The sequence below is a fragment of the Ramlibacter sp. genome, from assembly GCF_013697775.1.
In the GTDB taxonomy this organism is placed as follows: domain Bacteria; phylum Pseudomonadota; class Gammaproteobacteria; order Burkholderiales; family Burkholderiaceae_C; genus Ramlibacter.
Map to the genome: position 1 here is coordinate 1 of NZ_JACCWG010000427.1, position 18,053 is coordinate 18,053.

20 protein-coding genes and 1 pseudogene are annotated in these 18,053 nt (G+C 67.7%); 3 read left to right on the top strand and 18 right to left on the bottom strand.

What is annotated here, in order from left to right; genetic code table 11:
• The 3 genes and pseudogenes from H0U68_RS21585 to H0U68_RS21595 all read right to left on the bottom strand — a co-directional run.
• Positions 1-197, bottom strand: a pseudogene (locus tag H0U68_RS21585) (MotA/TolQ/ExbB proton channel family protein); the annotation flags it as partial.
• A 34-nt stretch (positions 198-231) separates the two neighbouring features.
• Positions 232-1,110, bottom strand: coding sequence for a 4-hydroxy-tetrahydrodipicolinate reductase (gene dapB / locus H0U68_RS21590; protein ID WP_296358961.1), 879 nt, complete (start codon positions 1,108-1,110; stop codon positions 232-234).
• An 8-nt stretch (positions 1,111-1,118) separates the two neighbouring features.
• The gene (locus H0U68_RS21595; protein ID WP_296358979.1) at positions 1,119-1,637 is read right to left on the bottom strand and encodes an outer membrane protein assembly factor BamE; all 519 of its coding nucleotides are present in this window, start codon (positions 1,635-1,637) and stop codon (positions 1,119-1,121) included.
• A 106-nt stretch (positions 1,638-1,743) separates the two neighbouring features.
• Between H0U68_RS21595 and fur the strand changes: the two genes are divergently transcribed.
• Positions 1,744-2,181 carry a ferric iron uptake transcriptional regulator gene (fur, locus tag H0U68_RS21600; protein WP_296358962.1) on the top strand — a complete coding sequence of 146 codons (438 nt, stop codon included), beginning with the start codon at positions 1,744-1,746 and terminating at the stop codon, positions 2,179-2,181.
• A gap of 7 nt (positions 2,182-2,188) precedes the next feature.
• Here fur and hprK read toward each other — a convergent pair whose 3' ends face one another.
• From hprK to H0U68_RS21625, 5 genes are all read right to left on the bottom strand, one after another.
• On the bottom strand, positions 2,189-3,142 hold the full coding sequence (gene hprK / locus H0U68_RS21605) for an HPr(Ser) kinase/phosphatase (protein ID WP_296358963.1): 954 nt from the start codon (positions 3,140-3,142) through the stop codon (positions 2,189-2,191).
• Positions 3,143-3,164: 22 nt separating this feature from the next.
• Positions 3,165-3,629, bottom strand: a complete 465-nt coding sequence (locus H0U68_RS21610) for a PTS sugar transporter subunit IIA (protein WP_296358964.1) — start codon at positions 3,627-3,629, stop codon at positions 3,165-3,167.
• Between the two features lie 127 nt (positions 3,630-3,756).
• On the bottom strand, positions 3,757-4,086 hold the full coding sequence (raiA, locus tag H0U68_RS21615) for a ribosome-associated translation inhibitor RaiA (protein WP_296358965.1): 330 nt from the start codon (positions 4,084-4,086) through the stop codon (positions 3,757-3,759).
• A 207-nt stretch (positions 4,087-4,293) separates the two neighbouring features.
• Positions 4,294-4,464, bottom strand: coding sequence for a hypothetical protein (locus H0U68_RS21620; protein WP_296358966.1), 171 nt, complete (start codon positions 4,462-4,464; stop codon positions 4,294-4,296).
• A gap of 25 nt (positions 4,465-4,489) precedes the next feature.
• Complete coding sequence (locus H0U68_RS21625) at positions 4,490-4,678, bottom strand: hypothetical protein (RefSeq protein ID WP_296358967.1); 189 nt, start codon at positions 4,676-4,678, stop codon at positions 4,490-4,492.
• Positions 4,679-4,938: 260 nt separating this feature from the next.
• On the opposite strand from H0U68_RS21625, the gene corA reads away from it, so the two are divergent.
• Positions 4,939-5,925, top strand: coding sequence for a magnesium/cobalt transporter CorA (gene corA, locus H0U68_RS21630; protein WP_296358968.1), 987 nt, complete (start codon positions 4,939-4,941; stop codon positions 5,923-5,925).
• Positions 5,926-5,944: 19 nt separating this feature from the next.
• On the opposite strand, the gene H0U68_RS21635 is transcribed toward corA, so the two are convergent.
• The 10 genes from H0U68_RS21635 to H0U68_RS21680 form a co-directional block, all read right to left on the bottom strand.
• Positions 5,945-6,640 (bottom strand): 5'-methylthioadenosine/adenosylhomocysteine nucleosidase, encoded by a 696-nt coding sequence (locus H0U68_RS21635; protein ID WP_296358969.1) that lies wholly within the window; start codon positions 6,638-6,640, stop codon positions 5,945-5,947.
• Between the two features lie 41 nt (positions 6,641-6,681).
• Positions 6,682-8,283, bottom strand: coding sequence for an ABC transporter substrate-binding protein (locus H0U68_RS21640; RefSeq protein WP_296358970.1), 1,602 nt, complete (start codon positions 8,281-8,283; stop codon positions 6,682-6,684).
• A 58-nt stretch (positions 8,284-8,341) separates the two neighbouring features.
• Complete coding sequence (locus H0U68_RS21645; protein WP_296358971.1) at positions 8,342-9,346, bottom strand: dipeptide ABC transporter ATP-binding protein; 1,005 nt, start codon at positions 9,344-9,346, stop codon at positions 8,342-8,344.
• A complete protein-coding gene (locus tag H0U68_RS21650) occupies positions 9,343-10,362 on the bottom strand; it encodes an ABC transporter ATP-binding protein (protein WP_296358972.1) in 1,020 nt (339 codons plus the stop codon). Before H0U68_RS21650 ends, H0U68_RS21645 begins: the two co-directional genes overlap by 4 nt.
• A 3-nt stretch (positions 10,363-10,365) precedes the next feature.
• Positions 10,366-11,310: an ABC transporter permease subunit gene (locus H0U68_RS21655; RefSeq protein WP_296358973.1), complete on the bottom strand. Its 945-nt coding sequence runs from the start codon at positions 11,308-11,310 to the stop codon at positions 10,366-10,368.
• A complete protein-coding gene (locus H0U68_RS21660; protein ID WP_296358980.1) occupies positions 11,307-12,311 on the bottom strand; it encodes an ABC transporter permease subunit in 1,005 nt (334 codons plus the stop codon). The genes H0U68_RS21655 and H0U68_RS21660 overlap by 4 nt, the downstream gene beginning before the upstream one ends.
• 89 nt (positions 12,312-12,400) lie before the next feature.
• The gene (locus H0U68_RS21665) at positions 12,401-14,089 is read right to left on the bottom strand and encodes a long-chain-fatty-acid--CoA ligase (protein ID WP_296358974.1); all 1,689 of its coding nucleotides are present in this window, start codon (positions 14,087-14,089) and stop codon (positions 12,401-12,403) included.
• Between the two features lie 132 nt (positions 14,090-14,221).
• Complete coding sequence (locus tag H0U68_RS21670; protein ID WP_296358975.1) at positions 14,222-15,649, bottom strand: NAD(P)(+) transhydrogenase (Re/Si-specific) subunit beta; 1,428 nt, start codon at positions 15,647-15,649, stop codon at positions 14,222-14,224.
• On the bottom strand, positions 15,646-15,963 hold the full coding sequence (locus tag H0U68_RS21675; protein WP_296358976.1) for a proton-translocating transhydrogenase family protein: 318 nt from the start codon (positions 15,961-15,963) through the stop codon (positions 15,646-15,648). Before H0U68_RS21675 ends, H0U68_RS21670 begins: the two co-directional genes overlap by 4 nt.
• Positions 15,963-17,078 carry a Re/Si-specific NAD(P)(+) transhydrogenase subunit alpha gene (locus tag H0U68_RS21680; RefSeq protein ID WP_296358977.1) on the bottom strand — a complete coding sequence of 372 codons (1,116 nt, stop codon included), beginning with the start codon at positions 17,076-17,078 and terminating at the stop codon, positions 15,963-15,965. The genes H0U68_RS21675 and H0U68_RS21680 overlap by 1 nt, the downstream gene beginning before the upstream one ends.
• 122 nt (positions 17,079-17,200) lie before the next feature.
• Here H0U68_RS21680 and H0U68_RS21685 point away from each other — a divergent pair.
• The coding region (locus tag H0U68_RS21685) for a metallophosphoesterase (protein ID WP_296358978.1) at positions 17,201-18,053 on the top strand (853 nt) is incomplete at its 3' end.

Sequence of the window (18,053 nt, forward strand, 5' to 3'; positions counted from 1 at the left end):
ACCTGGCGCTGGGCGTCCTCGAGCGAGCCGGCGCGCCAGAACGCGGCCACGCAGCGCGCCACGTCGCCGCCGGCGCGCTGCAGCAGCCAGGCCTTCCACAGGATGACGACCCAACTGGCCACCGACATGGCCAGCAGCAGCATGGCGACCAGCTGGGTGAGCAGGTCGCCCCGCTCGAACAGTTGCCAGAGATTCATCGGCGCGTTCCGGCGCGCGCTGCGCTCGGTCCGCTCACTTGAGGCCCAGCACGTCGAACATATCGAACAGCCCGCTGGGCTTGCCGGCCAGGAAGCGCACGGCGCGCAGGCTGCCCTGCGCATAGGTGGCGCGGCTGCCGGCGCGGTGCGTGATCTCCAGGCGCTCGCCGGTGCCGGCGAACAGCACGGTGTGATCGCCCACGATGTCGCCTCCACGCAGCGCGGCGAAGCCGATGGTGGAGGGGTCGCGCTCGCCGGTGATGCCCTCGCGCGCGTACACCGCGCAGTCCTTGAGGTCGCGGCCCAGCGCCTGGGCGATCACCTCGCCCATCTTCAGCGCGGTGCCCGAAGGCGCGTCCACCTTGTGGCGGTGGTGCGTCTCGACGATTTCGATGTCGTAGCCAGTGGCCAGCGCCTTGGCCGCCATCTCCAGCAGCCTGAGCGTGACGTTGACGCCCACGCTCATGTTGGGCGCCATCATGATGGCGATGTCGCGCGCGGCGTCGGCGATCTGCGCCTTCTGCGCCTCGCTGAAGCCGGTGGTGCCGATCACCATCTTCACGCCCATCTCGCGGCAGGCCTTCAGGTGGGCCAGCGTGCCTTCGGGGCGGGTGAAGTCGATCAGCACCTGGGCATGCGCGAGGCCGGCCTTGAAGTCGGCGCTGACCGGCACGCCGCTCGCCAGGCCCAGGAAGGCGGCGGCGTCGTTGCCGATGGCGGGGCTGGAGGCTTGGTCGAGCGCGCCGGCCAGGCGGCAGTCGCCGCTGTCGCGGATGGCCTCGATCAGCGTGTGGCCCATGCGCCCGGAGGCGCCGGCCACCGCGACCTGGTGCTGCGCGGCCGGCACCGGTGCCGCCGTGCGGGCGCCCGCCACGGCGACGTTCTTCAGCGTTTCGGGCGTCTTGGTGTCCATGCGGAACCTCAGCGCGTGGCCGGCTCCAGGGGCGGATAGGCGGTGGCAGCGGGCTGCGGTACTGCGGCGGGGGTCGCTGCCGGCGCGGCGGCAGCGGCCGGGCGCGTGGCGGCCTTCAGGGCCTCCTCGCTGGCTTCCAGCTGGGGCACCTTGGCGTTCTTGCGCTTGTTGTCCAGCGTGGAGACGAACTCGGCCTCGGTCGGCATGGTGTCGGCTTCCACATGGTCCAGCACTTCGCCCTTGAAGAACACCGCCAGCTTGCGCTGCTGGTACTCAACGCCCTGGCGCCGCAGCGTGAACACGTAGTCCCAGCGGTCGGCGTGGAACACGCTGGCCAGCAGCGGCGTGCCGAGGATGTCGCGCACCTGCTGGCGGCCCATGCCGGGCTGCAGCGCCTCGACCTGTTCGCGCGAGACGAAGTTGCCCTGCACCACCTCCACCTTGTAAGGCGTGACGAGGCCGGCGACGCGCTGGGAGGCGCTGTCGAAACTGCTGCAGCCTGCGGCGGCCAGGAAAACGGCCAGCATCAGGGCGGCGCGCGTCACGCGCTGGGGAAGAACAGGCATGGGGCGGTGAGCTAGCGATATGATCGGGCGATTGTAGCGGCCCCGTTCAGGAGGTCCGCGCTGCTCCATGGCGAACATCGACGAACTCAAGAGCACGGGCCTGAAGGCCACCTTGCCGCGGCTGAAAATTTTGGAAGTGTTCCAGAACGGCGAGCAGCGGCACATGACCGCGGAAGACGTGTTCCGCGTCCTGCTGCAGGAGCGTTCGGACATCGGGCTGGCAACCGTGTACCGCGTGCTCACGCAGTTCGAGCAGGCCGGCCTCCTGAGCCGCAGCCATTTCGAAAGTGGCAAGGCGGTCTACGAACTCAACGAAGGCACGCACCACGACCACCTGGTGTGCCTGGACTGCGGCCGTGTCGAGGAGTTCTACGACGCCGAGATCGAGAAGCGCCAGCACGCGGTGGCCAAGCTCAAGGGTTTCGCCATTGCGGACCACGCGCTGTCGCTCTACGCGCAGTGCACCAAGAATCCCTGTCCGCACAGAGGCAGCGGATCGTCCTGACGACCCGCTAGAGCGCGCCGCCTTCCATCGCGCGGCGATGCCGCTCCACGAAGTCCTGGTAGGTGTCCACGCCCCGCATCTGCAGGATGGTGTTGCGCACCGCGGCTTCCACCAGCACCGCGATGTTGCGCCCTGCCATGACCGGGATCACCGACTTGCGCACCGGCACGCCCAGCACGTCCTGCGTGAGCGGCTCGTACGGCAGGCGTTCGTATTCGCGCTCCATGGTCTCGCGGCGCACCAGGTGCACGATCAGCTTGAGCCGCATCTTCCGGCGCACCGCCGTCTCGCCGAAGATCGCGCGGATGTCCAGGAGGCCGATGCCGCGCACCTCCAGCAGGTTCTGCAGCAGCTCGGGGCAGCGGCCCTCCACCGTGGTCTGGTTGATGCGGTAGAGGTCCACCGCGTCGTCGGCGATCAGGCCGTTGCCGCGCGTGATCAGCTCCAGTCCCAGCTCGCTCTTGCCGAGGCCCGATTCGCCGGTGATCAGCACGCCCAACCCCAGGATGTCCATGAACACGCCGTGCATCGAGGTGCGCTCGGCGAAATGCTTGGACAGGTAGGCGCGCAGCACGTCGATGACGAAGGCTGAGGGTTCGCGCGTGGCGAACATCGGGATCTGCGCGCGCTCGCAGGTGGACAGCAGCGCGTCGGGTGCCTGCTGGCCGTCGGTCAGCACCAGCACCGGCGGCTCCAGCGTCACGATGCGCGAGATGCGGCGCGCGCAGTCCTCGGGCGTTCCGCGCATGAGGTAGGCAATCTCGCGCTCGCCGAGGATCTGCACCCGGTATGGGTGGATGTAGTTCAGATAGCCCACCAGGTCGGCGCCCGAGCGCGCCGCGCGCACGGCCACTTCATCGAAGCGGCGCTCCGAGGCGCCGAGGCCGGCGACCCACTCCCACTTGAACTGCGGGCGGTGGTCTTCGAACAGGACGTCGGCGCTGACGACGGTGGGTTTCATAGGCGCGCCGCTTGCGTGCGGCTCAGGTCTGGGCGGACTGCCACTGGGCGATCAGCTGGTGCAGCTGGACGGCATCACCGCTGGATTTCATGCGCTCGCGCAGCGGTGCATCGGACAGCAGTTCGGCGATCTCTGACAGGATTTCCAGGTGCTTTTGCGTCGCGGCTTCGGGCACCAGCAGGAAGATCAGCAGGTTGACCGGCTGCTCGTCGGGCGCATCGAAGCCGATCGGGTCGGCCAGCTGGAATAGCGCCGCCATCGGCGCCTTCAGGCCCTTGATGCGTCCGTGCGGAATGGCCACGCCATGGCCCAGCCCGGTGGAGCCCAGGCGCTCGCGCGCGAACAGGCTGTCGGTGATGAGGGCGCGCGAGAGGCCATGGACGTTTTCGAACAGCAGCCCCGCTTCCTCGAAAGCGCGCTTCTTGCTCGTGGCGTCGACACCCACCAGGACCTGGGCGGGCGGCAGGATGGACGCGAGGCGGTTCATGGTTGGAAAGCGGCGATTATGCACCTGGGGACAGCACTGCAACCAAACGTGAAACCGGGTGTCTCTGCCGACAGCGTTTACAAAAAACAAAGGCGCCCGCAGGGCGCCTTGCTTGTTGCCGCTGGCTCTACATCAGGCGCTTGGCGGCGTCGTGATGGTGGTCCTGCAGCCGGGTCTTGTGCCTGCCAACCTGGCGATCGAGCTTGTCGACCAGTTCATCCAGCGCTGCGTACAAGTCCGCGTGGGCGCTCTCGGCGAACAGGTCGCTGCCCTTCACGTGGATCTTGCACTCGGCCCGTTGTCGTCGTTCCTTTTCCTTCTGCTTCTCGACGGTGAGAAGGACCTTGATGTCGACGACCTGGTCGAAGTGCCGGGTGATGCGATCAAGCTTGGTGGTCACGTAACTGCGCAACGCGGGCGTCACTTCCAGGTGGTGACCGCTGATCGTCAAGTTCATAAGGAGGCTCCTTTGCTCTCGGGTTGAACTCGGAGCGGCCGCCCGGCGGACGCCCCACTGAAGCAAGCTGTCTCGAAACCACTATGCCCCCGCCCCCGGGGAAAAGCAATGGATTTCGTCGGCGTCCGAGGGCAAGAAAAGCGCGTCACAAAAAGAAAAAGGCGGCCCTTGGGGGCCGCCTTTGCCACCTGAAGTGGCTTCTCGGGCTTAGCGCAGGCGCCAGGCCGCGACGGGGTCGGACACGCGGCTCCAGCCGGCGGCCTGGGGATGGGCCTGGGCGCCGGGGCGGTCCAGGTTGGCGTGCTCCACGCGGTCGGCCTGCGGCTTGTCACGCGGGGTGTCGCTGAAACGGTTGCTGCTTTTGGGCTCTTTGTACATGATGATTCCTTGATCTGCTGTCCGCTCAGCTGCCGTGCTGGCTGGCGGGTTGACGGGTCTGCTCCTGCCCCGAAGGCTTGTCGGTACGGCGGCTGATGAATGGCCATGCATGGCCACTGCGCGCCCGACGCGCCTGCAGGGATTGACCCTTGTCCTCGGCCGAGGGGGCCTGCCAATTCATGCGGCTGGTCGGATCGGACGCGAGATGGATCATGGGAGCTCCTGAAGGTGCGGGCGAACTGCTGCCCGGCGATGAGTTCAATGTAGGGGGCACCCCGTGGCTCTGGTGTCGGACGCTTTGGCCCAGCCATGTAGGAATTTTCCTGCGTGTCCTACACAACAGTAAATAAAGCACGGCGGGTAGCGCGAGCCCATCCATAAAATGCACTATTCAGGTGCATTTGGGCGATGACGGCATAATCCGACTCGCCTCAATCGTCGGGAGAGCGCCCCTTGCACGTCACGGAGTGAGCCATGCTCAACATCTTCTCGCTGGCCAACGGCCGGCTCTTCCAGGAAGAGATCGAGTCGCTGGAAGAGCTGTCCAAGTTCCAGCCGATCTGGGTGGATCTGGAGTCGCCGACCGTCGAGGAAAAACGCTGGATCAAGCAGTACTACGGCCTGTCGATTCCGGAAGACGCGATGGACGAGGACATCGAGGAGTCCGCCCGCTTCTATGAGGAAGACAACGGCGACCTGCACATCCGCAGCGACTTCCTGATCGCCGACGACGACGAGCCGCGCGCGGTGCGCGTGGCCTTCATCCTCAACCTGCAGAACAGCGCGCTGAAAAGCCATGGCGTGCTGTTTTCCATCCACGACGAGGACGTGCCGGTGTTCCGGCTGCTGCGGCTGCGCGCGCGCCGCGCGCCCGGCCTGATCGAGGACGCGCGGGAAGTGCTGCTCAAGCTGTTCGACGCCGACGCCGAATACTCGGCCGACACGCTCGAAGGCATCTACGACGAACTGGAGAAGGTCAGCAAGCAGGTGCTGGCCGGCGAAGTGACCGACGAACTGGCCGGCGAGGTGCTGGGCGCCATCGCGCGGCAGGAAGACCTGAACGGGCGCATCCGCCGCAACGTGATGGACACCCGGCGCGCGGTGAGCTTCATGATGCGCAGCCGCATGCTGACCGCCGAGCAGTTCGAGGAGTCGCGCCAGATCCTGCGCGACATCGAGTCGCTGGACAACCACACGGCCTTCCTGTTCGACAAGATCAACTTCTTGATGGACGCCACCGTCGGTTTCATCAACATCAACCAGAACAAGATCATCAAGATCTTCTCGGTGGCCAGCGTGGCCCTGCTGCCGCCCACGCTGATCGCCAGCCTGTACGGCATGAACTTCCAATACATGCCCGAACTGTCGCAGCGCTGGGGGTACCCCTATGCGCTGACGCTGATGGTCGCCAGCGCGCTGGTTCCCATGTGGTACTTCCGCAGGCGCGGCTGGCTGAAGTAGCCGGGCTGACGCCAGCCAATCAGCCGCGCAGGAAGGCCTCGACGATGGCCGCCGAATGCCGGCTGGCGATGTCCTGCACGAACTGCAGGAAGTCACCATGCGCGGCGTCGTCGGCGCGGTCGGAGATGGTGCGCACGGCGGCGAACGGCACGCCGTAGTCGCGGCAGACCTGGGCGATGGCCGCGCCCTCCATCTCCACGGCCAGCACCTCGGGCAGCGCCTGCTGCAGCGCCCTGCTCTCCGCCGTGGTCGACACGAACCGGTCGCCGCTGGCCACCAGCCCGTGGTGCACGCGCGCCGACGGCAGGGCCGTGCCGACGGCGGCCAGCAGCCGCGCGGTCAGCGCGGCATCGGTGGCGAAGCGGCTCGCGCCGTACAAAGGCACCTCGTAGCGCGGGAAGATCGGCGAGGCGTCCATGTCGTGCTGCAGGAAACTGTCGGCGACCACCACGTCGCCGACACCCACGCCCGCCGCCAGCCCGCCGGCCACGCCCGTGAACAGGATGCTGTCCACCTGAAAGCGCTCGATCAGCGCGGTGGCCGTGGTCGCCGCCGCCACCTTGCCGATGCGCGAGAGCACGGCAACGACATCCTTGCCATGCAGGTGCCCGCGCCAGAACGCGCGGCCGGCGGCCACCTGCCGGTGCTCGTCGGGCATGAACGCCAGCACGGCGGCGAGTTCCTCGTGCATGGCGCTGACGATGGCGATGGGCATGCGCGGATTATGGCCGCGCAAAAACAAGAGGCCCGCGTGCGCTATTCCTTGAGGTCGACCCCGTAGAAGTTGTGGCGCGAGAACGGGCTGGGCTTGAAGTCGATGACTTCCTTGCGCACCGGCTTGAGCTGTACCGCATGGGCCATCGTCAGCCAGGGCTCCTGCTCCTTGAAGATCACCTGGGCCTGCTTGTACAGTGCGTCGCGCTCGGCCGGCTTGGTGACCACCTTGGCCTTGAGCACCAGGTCCTCGAACGGCTTGTAGCAGAACTTGGCGACGTTGGAGCCGTTGCTCTTGGCCGAGTCGCAGCCCAGCAGCGTGTGCAGGAAGTTGTCCGCGTCGCCGTTGTCGCCGGTCCAGCCGAACATGCCCATCTGGTGCTCGCCGGCCTGCAGGCGCTTGCGGTACTCGCCCCACTCGAAGGTCTTGATCTCGGCCTTGACGCCGATCTTGACCAGGTCGGCCTGCATCAGCTCGGCGATGCGCTTGGCGTTCGGGTTGTAGGGCCGCTGCACCGGCATGGCCCACAGGTCGGAGCTGAAGCCGTTCGGGTAGCCGGCCTGGGCCAGCAGCTTCTTGGCGCCTTCGGGGTCGAAGGGCGTGTCCTTCACCGCGTCGTTGTAGGCCGACATGATGGGCGGGATGGGGTTCTTGGCGATCACGCCGGTGCCCAGGTAGACGCCGTCGATGATGGCCTTGCGGTTGATCGCCATGCTCACGGCCTTGCGCACGCGCACGTCGTCGAATGGCTTCTTGGTGGTGTTGTAGGCCAGGTAGCCGATGTTCAGGCCGGGCTGCTCCAGCACCGTGACGTTGGGGTCCTTGCGGATCGCCTCCAGGTCGGCCGGGTTCGGGTAGGGCATGACGTGGCACTCGCCCTTTTGCAGCTTGGCCCAGCGCACCGACGCGTCGGGCGTGATGGCGTACACCAGGTCGTCGAGCTTGGCCTTGCCGCCCCAGTAGGGCGCGAACGCCTTGTAGCGGATCACCGCGTCCTTCTGGTACTGCACCAGATAGAACGGGCCGGTGCCGATCGGCTCCTGGTCGATCTTCTCGGGCGTGCCGGCCTTGAGCATGGCGTCGGCGTATTCCTTGGACTGCACCGCCGCGTAGGGCATGGCCAGGTTGGCCAGGAACGGCGCCTCGGGCTGGTTCAACGTGATCTTGACGGTGTAGTCGTCCACCTTGGCCACCGACTTGATCAGCTTGGGCAGCCCCATGTCGTTGAAGTACGAGTGGTTGGAGCTCGTCACCTTGAAGTACGGGTTCTCCTCTTTCCACTGCCGCTCGAAGCCGAAGATCACGTCGTCGGCGTTGAAGTCGCGCGCGGGCTTGAAGGTGCGGTGGCTGTGCCACTTCACGCCCTTGCGCAGGAAGAAGGTGTAGGTCAGGCCGTCGGGCGAGATGTCCCAGCGTTCGGCCAGGCCCGGCATCACTTTCGTGCCGCCGCGCTCGAACTCGACGATGCGGTTGTAGATCGGCTCGTTGGCGTCGAACGAGGTGCCGGTCGTGTTGACGCCGGGATAGAAGTTCTCCGGGCTGCCTTCGGAGCAGAACACCAGCGTCTTGGCGCCGGCGCCGGCGGCGCAGGCCATGGCCAGCGCGGCGATCGCCAGGCGCTTGCGGGACGGGAACGGATGCATTGCGAACTCCTTCTTGCTAAGAAATGGACCGGCCGGGCCGGAAAAGTCGGGGCATTTGTCAGTCACCGGGGCCCCGCGCCAACCCGGATTCCAGGAAACTTTCGGCGAAATGGCAAGCCACCAACCGCCCGTCCACCGCGCGCGGCAGCGGCCGCTCGGCACGGCAGCGCTCTTCGGCATGCGGGCAGCGGCTGGAAAACACGCAGCCGCTGGGCGGGTTCAGCGGCGACGGCAGCTCGCCCTTGAGCACGATGCGCTCGCGCCGCACGCCCAGCCCCGGCGTGGCCGCCAGCAGCGCGCGCGTGTAGGGATGCAGCGGCCGCGCGAACAGCAGTTCCTTGGGGCCCTGCTCCATGGCGTGGCCCAGGTACATCACCAGCACGTCGTGCGCGATGTGGCGCACCACCGCCAGGTCGTGCGAGATGAAGAGATACGCCAGGCGCAGCTGCTGCTGCAGGTCGGCCAGCAGGTTGAGCACCTGCGCCTGCACCGACACGTCCAGCGCGGACACCGGCTCGTCGGCCACCACCAGGCGCGGGCCGGGCATCAGCGCGCGCGCGATGGCGATGCGCTGGCGCTGGCCGCCGGAGAACATGTGCGGATAGCGGTCGGCGTACTCGGGCCGCAGGCCCACCTTGGCCAGCATGGCGCGCGCGCGCTCGGCCCGCTCGGCGGCCGGCAGGTCGGTGTTGATCGCCAGCGGCGCCTCCAGCACGGCGCTGATCTTCTTGCGCGGATTCAGCGACCCGTAGGGGTTCTGGAACACCAGCTGCACCGCCTGGCGCAGGCGCTTGCGCTCCGCGCCGTGCGCGGTCTTCACCACGTCGATGCCGTCGAGCGTGAGCGTGCCTTCGGTCGGCTTTTCCACCAGCGCCACCATGCGCGCCAGGGTGGATTTGCCGCAGCCCGATTCGCCCACCACGGCCAAGGTCTGGCCTTCGCGCAGCGAGAACGAGATGCCGCCGACCGCCTGCAGCGCGGCCGGCGCGCGGAACATGCCGCGGCGGATGGGATAGGTCTTGCGCAGGTCGCGCGCCTCGACAATCACCGGGTCCTCGGTCATGCCGCCGCCTCGGCGTCCAGCGGCCCGTCGCGCTCGATGTGTTCCTGCCGCGCCGGGTCGCCCAGCGCGTAGTGGCAGCGCACCTGTCCGTCCTGCCAGGGCCGCAGCTCGGGGCGCACGGCGCGCGAATGCGCGGTGGCGTAGGCGCAGCGCGGCGCGAACAGGCAGCCTGCAGGCCGGTCGTAGATGCCCGGCACCACGCCGGGAATGGTGGCCAGGCGGTGGCCCGCCGCGCCGTGCTCGGGCAGCGCCGAGAGCAGCGCCTCGGTGTAGGGATGCTGCGGCCGCGTGAACAGCGCTTCGGCGCGCTGCTGCTCCATCACCTGGCCGGCATACATCACGGCCACGCGCTGCGCCATTTCGCTGACCACGCCCATGTTGTGCGTGATCAGCACCAGCGCCATGCCGCGCTCGCGCTGCAGCGCGCGCAGCAGGTCCAGGATCTGCGCCTGGATGGTCACGTCCAGCGCGGTGGTGGGCTCGTCGGCGATCAAGAGGCGCGGGTTGCACGAGATCGCCATGGCGATCATCACGCGCTGGTTCATGCCGCCCGACAGCTGGTGCGGATAGTCGTTCAGCCGTGCCTCGGGCGAGGGAATGCCGACCTGCTCCAGCAGCTCCACCGCGCGGCGCCGTGCCGAATTCCTGTCCAGCGGCGAGTGCAGCCGCAGCGCCTCGATCAATTGCCAGCCGATGGTGAAGCACGGGTTCAGGCTGCTGGTGGGCTCCTGGAAGATCATGGCCATGTCCTTGCCCACCAGGCGCCTGCGCTCGCGCTCGGAAATGCCCAGCAGGTCGTGGCCGGCGAAGCGCAGCGTTTTGGCGCGCACCCGGCCAGGCCAGGCGATCAGCCCCATCAGCGCCATCATCGACACGCTCTTGCCCGAGCCCGATTCGCCGACGATGCCCAGCACCTCGCCCTCTTCCAGGGTCAGGCTCACGCCCTCCACGGCGTGCATCGTGCCGCCCTGGGTCGGGAACTCCACGTGCAGGTCTTCGATTTCCAGCAATGCCATGGTTCAGCGCTTGAGCTTGGGGTCGAACGCGTCGCGCAGCCCGTCGCCCAGCAGGTTGAAGGCCAGCACGGCCACCAGGATCATCAGGCCCGGGAAGGTGACGACCCACCAGGCCCGCAGCACGAATTCGCGCGCGTCGGCCAGCATGGTGCCCCACTCGGGCGAGGGCGGCTGCGCGCCCAGGCCGAGGAAGCCGAGCGCCGCCGCGTCCAGGATGGCGGTGGACACGCCCAGCGACGCCTGCACGATGAGCGGCGCCGCGCAGTTGGGCAGCACCTCGCTGAACATCAGGCGCAGGGTGCCGGCGCCGCTCACGCGGGCGGCGGTCACGTAGTCGCGCGACATCTCGGCGATGACGGCGGCGCGTGTCACACGCACATAGTGCGGCAGCACCACCACCGCCACGGCCAGCATCGCGTTCACCAGGCCGGGGCCCAGGATGGCCACCACCACGATGGCCAGCAGCAGGCTGGGCAGCGTGAGCACGATGTCCATGGCCCGCATGATGGCGATCTCGACGATGCCGCGCGCGAAGCCGGCGACCAGGCCGAGCGCGATGCCCACCGCCATCGACATGGCCACCACCGCCACGCCGATGGACAGCGACAGGCGCGCGCCGTGGATCAGGCGCGAGAGGATGTCGCGGCCAATGGCGTCGGTGCCCAGCGGATAGAGTGCCGAGCCGCCTTTCTGCCACATGGGCGGGCGCAGGAAGGCGCCGCTGTTGGTGGCGTCGGGCATGTGCGGCGCGAGCAAGGGCGCGAACAGCGCGAGCAGCAGCAGCACCACGACCACCACCAGGCCCATGACGGCGCCGCGGTTGGCGGAGAACGATGTCCAGAATTCGCGCCAGGGTCCGGGTGGCGCAGATGCCGTTCGGGCTGAGCCTGTCGAAGCCTGCGCGAGCCCTTCGACAGGCTCAGGGCGAACGGAAGGTGTGGCGCTCATCGCCTGATCCGCGGGTTGATGAATCCGTACATGACGTCCACCAGCAAATTCACCAGCATCACCACCACGCCCAGCAGCAGCATGCCGCCTTGCAGCACCGGGTAGTCGCGCCGGTTGATGGCCTCGATCAGCCACTTGCCGACGCCGGGCCAGGAGAAGATGGTCTCGGTCAGAATGGCGCCGGTGAACAGCACGCCCACCTGCAGGCCGATCACCGTCACCACCGGAATCAGCGCGTTGCGCAGCGCATGCACGCCCACCACGCGAAGCGGCGCCAGGCCCTTGGCGCGCGCCGTGCGGATGTAGTCCTCGCCCAGCACCTCCAGCATGGCCGAGCGCGTCATGCGCGCCACCACCGCCAGCGGAACGGTGCCCAGCACGATGGCCGGCAGGATCAGGTGGCGCACGGTGGAGGAGAAGGCGCCCTTCTCGCCGGTGAGCAGCGAGTCGATCAGCAGGAAGCCGGTGGTCGGCTCGATGTAGTGCTCCACGCCGATGCGCCCCGACACCGGCGTGAGCCCGAGCTGCACCGAGAACAGCAGGATCAGCAGCAGCCCCCACCAGAAGATCGGCATCGAATAGCCGGTGAGCGAAGTGGCCATCACGCCGTGGTCGAACACCGAATTGCGCCGCACCGCGGCAATGATGCCGGCCGGCAGGCCGAGCAGCAGCGCGAACGCGATGGCGCACACCGCGAGTTCCACGGTGGCCGGGAACAGCGTCGCGAATTCGCGCAGCACCGGCTCCTGCGTGATGAGCGACTTTCCCAGGTCGCCGCGCAGCACGCGGCCGATGTAGACGCCGTATTGCACCAGCACCGGCTTGTCCAGGCCCAGTTCGGTCAGCAGCTTGGCATGGCGCGCGGCGTCGATGCCGCGCTCGCCCGCCATCGTCTCGATGGGGTCGCCCGGCACCAGCCGGATCATGAAGAACGCCAGCAGCGTCATGCCGAAGAAGGTCGGAATGACGAGGCTCAGTCGCGTGAGGATGAAGCGCAGCATGAAGCGGCGGATTGTGAGGGTACGGTTGGGCCAGTCCATCTGGGGCGAACCCCAGGTGGACTTTCCATATGCGCAGTTGGTTGCCGCTGTTACGCGGCCGCCTTGCTGGCTTCGCGCAGCTCGCGCCGCAGGATCTTGCCCACCGGCGTCTTCGGCAGCTCCTTGCGGAACTCCACCACCTTCGGCTGCTTGTACGCGGTGAGGTTCAGGCGGCAATGGGCGCGCACCTTCTCCTCGGTCAGGCTGTCGTCGCTGCGCACGATCACCAGCTTCACCGCCTCGCCGGTCTTGGCGTCGACCATGCCGATGGCCGCGCACTCCAGCACGCCGTCGAGCTGGGACACGACATCTTCCACTTCATTGGGATAGACCTTGAAGCCGGACACCGTGACCATGTCCTTCTTGCGGTCGACGATGCGGAAGTAGCCGCGCTCGTCCTGCGTGCCGATGTCGCCGGTCTTGAAGTAGCCGTCCGGCGTCATGACCTTGGCGGTTTCGTCGGGGCGCTGCCAGTAGCCGGCCATCACCTGCGGGCCCTTGATCGCGATCTCGCCGGGCTCGCCCAGCGGAACCTCGTTGCCGTCGTCGTCCAGGCACTTGAAGTAGGTGGAGGGAATCGGCACGCCGACGGTGCCGGTGAATTCCTTGGTGGTCAGCGGATTGCAGCTGGCCGAGGGCGAGGTCTCCGACAGGCCGTAGCCCTCGCAGATCGGGCAGCCGGTCTTTTCCAGCCAGCGCTGCGCCACGCCGCTTTGCACCGCCATGCCCCCGCCCAGCGACAGCTTCAGGTTGCGCCAGTTCACCTTGTCGAAGTCGGGGTGGTTGAGCAGTCCGGCGAACAGCGTGTTCACCGCCGGGAAGCTGTGGAAGGTGTGGCGCGACATCTCCTTGAGCACCGCCGCCAGGTCGCGCGGGTTGGGGATCAGCACCAGTTTGCCGCCTTCGCGCGCGGACAGCATCATGCAGACCGTGAAAGCGAAGATGTGATAGAGCGGCAGCGGGCAGATCGTGGTGGGCTGCTCGTTCTTCGGCACCTGGCTCGTCACCGGATAGTTGTATGCCTGCGACTGCAGCACGTTGGCCGCGATATTGCGGTGCAGCAGCACCGCGCCCTTCGACACACCCGTGGTGCCGCCGGTGTACTGCAGCACGGCGACGTCGTCGGGGCCGATCTCGGGCCGGGTGAAGGTGCGGCTGCGGCCCTGCGCCACCGCGTCGTTGAAGCGCACCGAACCGGGCAGCTGGTACGGCGGCACCATCTTCTTCACGCGCCGCACCACGTGGTTGACCAGCGCGCCCTTCAGCATGCCCAGCAGGTCGCCCATGGCGGCGATCACCACGTGCTTGACCGGCGTGGCCGCGATGCACTGCTGCAGCGTGTGCGCGAAGTTCTCGATGATGACGATGGCCTTGCTGCCCGAGTCCTTCAGCTGGTGCTCCAGCTCGCGCGGCGTGTACAGCGGATTGACGTTCACCACCACCAGGCCGGCGCGGATCGCCGCGGCCACCGCCACCGGGTACTGCAGCACGCTGGGCATCATGATCGCCACCCGGTCGCCCTTGACCAGCCCCAGCCCCTGCAGGTACGCGCCGAACGCGCGGCTGAGCACCTCGACCTGCCCGTAACTCATGTCCTTGCCCATGAAGGAATACGCCGGCTTGTCCGCGTGATCGCGGTAGGCGTCTTCCAGCAGCTGCGCGAGGGAGCGGTACAGGTTGGGGTCGATGTCGGGCGGCACGCCTGCGGGATAGGCGCTGAGCCAGGGGCGCTCGGTCATTGTGTTTGTCTCCGTTGCCTTGTATGTGTGATCGCTCCGGACCGACAGCCCGGCCATCGCATTTTGCTCACATTTGCGCAAACAAACAAAAAACGCGGCCGAAGGCCGCGTCGCGTGGGAGACCGCACGCCTTTACTCGATGGCTTTCACCATGTCTTCGACCACTTTCTTGGCATCCCCGAACACCATCATGGTCTTGTCCATATAGAACAATTCGTTATCGAGTCCGGCGTAGCCCGCGGCCATGGAGCGCTTGTTCACGATCACGGTCTTGGCCTTGTAGGCTTCCAGGATCGGCATGCCGTAGATGGAGCTGCCCTTTTGCAGCGCGGCCGGGTTCACCACGTCGTTGGCGCCCAGGATCACCGCCACGTCGGCCTGGCCGAATTCGGCGTTGATGTCCTCCATCTCGAACACCTGGTCGTACGGCACCTCGGCCTCGGCCAGCAGCACGTTCATGTGGCCCGGCATGCGCCCGGCCACCGGGTGGATGGCGTACTTCACGTTCACGCCCTTTGCCGCGAGCTTCAACGCCAGCTCCTTCACCGCGTGCTGCGCGCGCGCCACCGCCAGGCCGTAGCCCGGCACGATGATCACGCTCTCGGCGTTGCCCAGGATGAAGGCCGCGTCGTCGGCGCTACCGCTCTTCACGGGCCGCTGCTCGGCCGACTGCGCTGCGGCGGTTCCGGCCTCGCCGCCGAATCCGCCCAGGATCACGTTGAAGAACGAGCGGTTCATCGCCTTGCACATGATGTAGCTCAGGATCGCGCCCGAGCTGCCCACCAGCGAGCCGGCCACGATCAGCATGGCGTTGTTCAGCGAGAAACCGATGCCCGCCGCCGCCCAGCCCGAATAGCTGTTGAGCATGGACACCACCACCGGCATGTCCGCACCGCCAATGGGAATGATGATGAGCACGCCCATCACGAATGCCAGCGTCAGCATGGCGAAGAACGCGGTCCAGTTTCCGGTGGCCATGAAGGCCAGGCCCAGGCCGACGGTGAGCAGGCCCAGCACCAGGTTGAGCTTGTGCTGGCCGGGGAACACCACCGGCGCGCCTTTGAACAGCCGGAACTTGTAGGTGCCCGACAGCTTGCCGAAGGCGATCACCGAGCCCGAGAAGGTGATGGCGCCGATGGCCGCGCCCAGGAACAGCTCCAGCCGGTTGCCCGCGGGGATCGGATCGCCCTTGTTGGCGACGATCTGGAACGCGTGGGGCTCGGCCACCGCGGCCACGCCGATGAACACCGCCGCCAGGCCGATCATGCTGTGGAAGAAGGCCACCAGCTCGGGCATCTTGGTCATCTCGACCGTCTTGGCACGCCAGGCACCATAGGCGCCGCCGGCGATCAGCCCGAGCAGCACCCAGACCATGCCGCGCGCCTGCCCGCCCGACAGCGCGACGATCAGCGCCGCCGTGGTGAGCGCGGCGATCGCCATGCCCGCCATGCCGAACATGTTGCCGCGGATCGAGGTGGTGGGATGCGACAGGCCCTTGAGCGCCTGGATGAAGCACACCGAAGCAACCAGGTACAGCAGCGTGACGACGTTCATGCTCATTTGGCTGCCTCCGCCTTGGTCTCTTTCTTCTCTTTCTTCCTGAACATCTCCAGCATGCGCCGGGTGACCAGGAAGCCGCCGAAGATGTTGACGGCCGCCAGCGCCACGGCCAGCACGCCCATGGTTTTGCCCAGCCAGGTTTCGGTAAGCGCGGCGGCCAGCATGGCGCCGACGATGACGATCGCCGAGATGGCGTTGGTCACGGCCATCAGCGGCGTGTGCAGCGCCGGCGTGACGGTCCACACCACGTGGTAGCCCACGTAGATGGCCAGCACGAAGATGATCAGGTTGATGACGGTGTGGCTGACTTCCATTACTTCCTCCTCACTTCGCCGCCCTGCGCCATCAGGCAGGCCGCCACGATGTCGTCCTCGGGGTCGAGGTGCAGCTGGCCTTCCTTGTTGATGATGAGCTTCAGGAAGTCCAGCACGTTGCGCGCATACAGCGACGATGCGTCGGCCGCCAGCAGCGCCGGCAGGTTGGTTTCGCCGACCAGCGTGACGCCGTGCTTGGACACGGTGCGGCCCGGCTCGGTGAGCGGGCAGTTGCCGCCCTGCGGCGCGGCCAGGTCGACGATGACCGAGCCCGGCTTCATCGAACGCACCATCTCCTCGGTCACCAGCACCGGCGCCGGGCGGCCAGGAATCAGCGCGGTGGTGATCACCACGTCGGCCTGGGCCACGCGCTTGGCCACCTCGGCTTTCTGGCGCTCCAGCCAGCTGGGCGGCATGGGCCGCGCGTAGCCGCCCACGCCCTCGGCGGCTTCCTTTTCTTCCTGGGTTTCGTAGGGCACGTCGATGAACTTGCCGCCCAGCGATTCCACCTGCTCCTTTACCGAAGGCCGCACGTCGGAGGCCTCGATCACCGCGCCCAGGCGCTTGGCGGTGGCAATCGCCTGCAGCCCGGCCACGCCGACGCCCAGCACCACCACGCGCGCGGCCTTCACCGTGCCGGCGGCGGTCATCAGCATCGGGAAAAAGCGCTGGTACAGCGTGGCCGCCAGCATCACCGCCTTGTAGCCGGCGATGTTGGCCTGCGAGGACAGCACGTCCATGCTTTGCGCGCGGGTGGTGCGCGGCGCCGCTTCCAGCGCGAAGGCAGTGAGCCCGGCCTGGGCCAGGCGCTGCAGGCCGGGAGCGTCGAAGGGATTGAGCATGCCCACCAGCGTGCTGCCGGGGCGCATGGCGGCGAACTCGTTGTCCTGTGGCGCGCGCACCTTGAGCACCAACTCGCAGCCCAGCGCCCCCACCTGGTCGGTGATCTCGGCGCCGGCAGCCACGTAGGCTTCGTCGGTGGCGCTGGCCGCCAGTCCGGCGCCGGAGGCGATGCGCACCGTGTGGCCGAGGGCCTTGAGTTTCTTGGCCGTCTCCGGGGTGACGGCGACGCGGGTTTCACCGGCCGACGTTTCGGCAGGCACGCCTATCTGCATGGATGCTTCTCCTCGCGGCGGTTGGGCTCTGTTTTGCCGCACGCGAGCTTACATGAAAGAAGCATCCCGTCCTGCCAGCCTCCTGGCTGCGGCGCGCCGAACCTCTTTATGCTGGCGCACCCATGTCCCGCTTCACGCTGTTCGGCCTGTCCATCGCACTGCACCTGTATATCGGCGCGCGCACCATCCCCCACCTGCCCGCCGTGCCGGCCAGCGCCTTCGGCCTGCTGCTGGCCGCCGGCGCCCTGTTGATGCCGCTGGGCATGCTGGCGCGCGGGATCGCCCGGCCGCCCCTGGCCGACCGCATCGCCTGGGCCGGCTTCCTGGCCATGGGGCTGTTCTCCTCGCTGCTGGTGCTCACCGCGCTGCGCGACGTGCTGCTGCTGGGCGCCGGCTTCGCCGCGCCGCAGGCCGGTGCGCGGCTGGACGCAGCGACTGCCGCCGGCGTGCCGCTGCTCGGCATCGCCTTCACCCTGCTGGGGTTCTGGAATGCCCGGCGCCGGGCGCGGGTGAAGACCGTGGAAATCCCGCTGCCCGGCCTGCCCGAGGCGCTGCATGGTTTTCGCCTGGCGCAAATCACGGATTTGCACGTCGGCCCGACCATCAAGGCGCCGTACGTGCAGGCGGTGGTGGACGCGGTCAACGCGCTGGAGGTGGACGCCGTGGTGCTGACCGGCGACCTGGTCGACGGACCGGTGGACGAACTGGCGCCGCACATCGCGCCGCTGGCCACGCTGCGCTCGGTGCACGGCAGCTACGCCATCACCGGCAACCACGAGTACTACTCGGGCGCGGGGCCATGGATCGCGCACCTGCGGCGCATGGGCATGCGGGTGCTGATGAACGAGCACGTGGTGATCGAGCGCGGCGGCGCGCGCCTGGTGCTGGCCGGCATTCCCGACTACAGCGCCGGCCACTTCGACGCCAGCCATGCGCCCGACCCCGCCGCCGCCCTGCGCGGCGCGCCGGCCGATG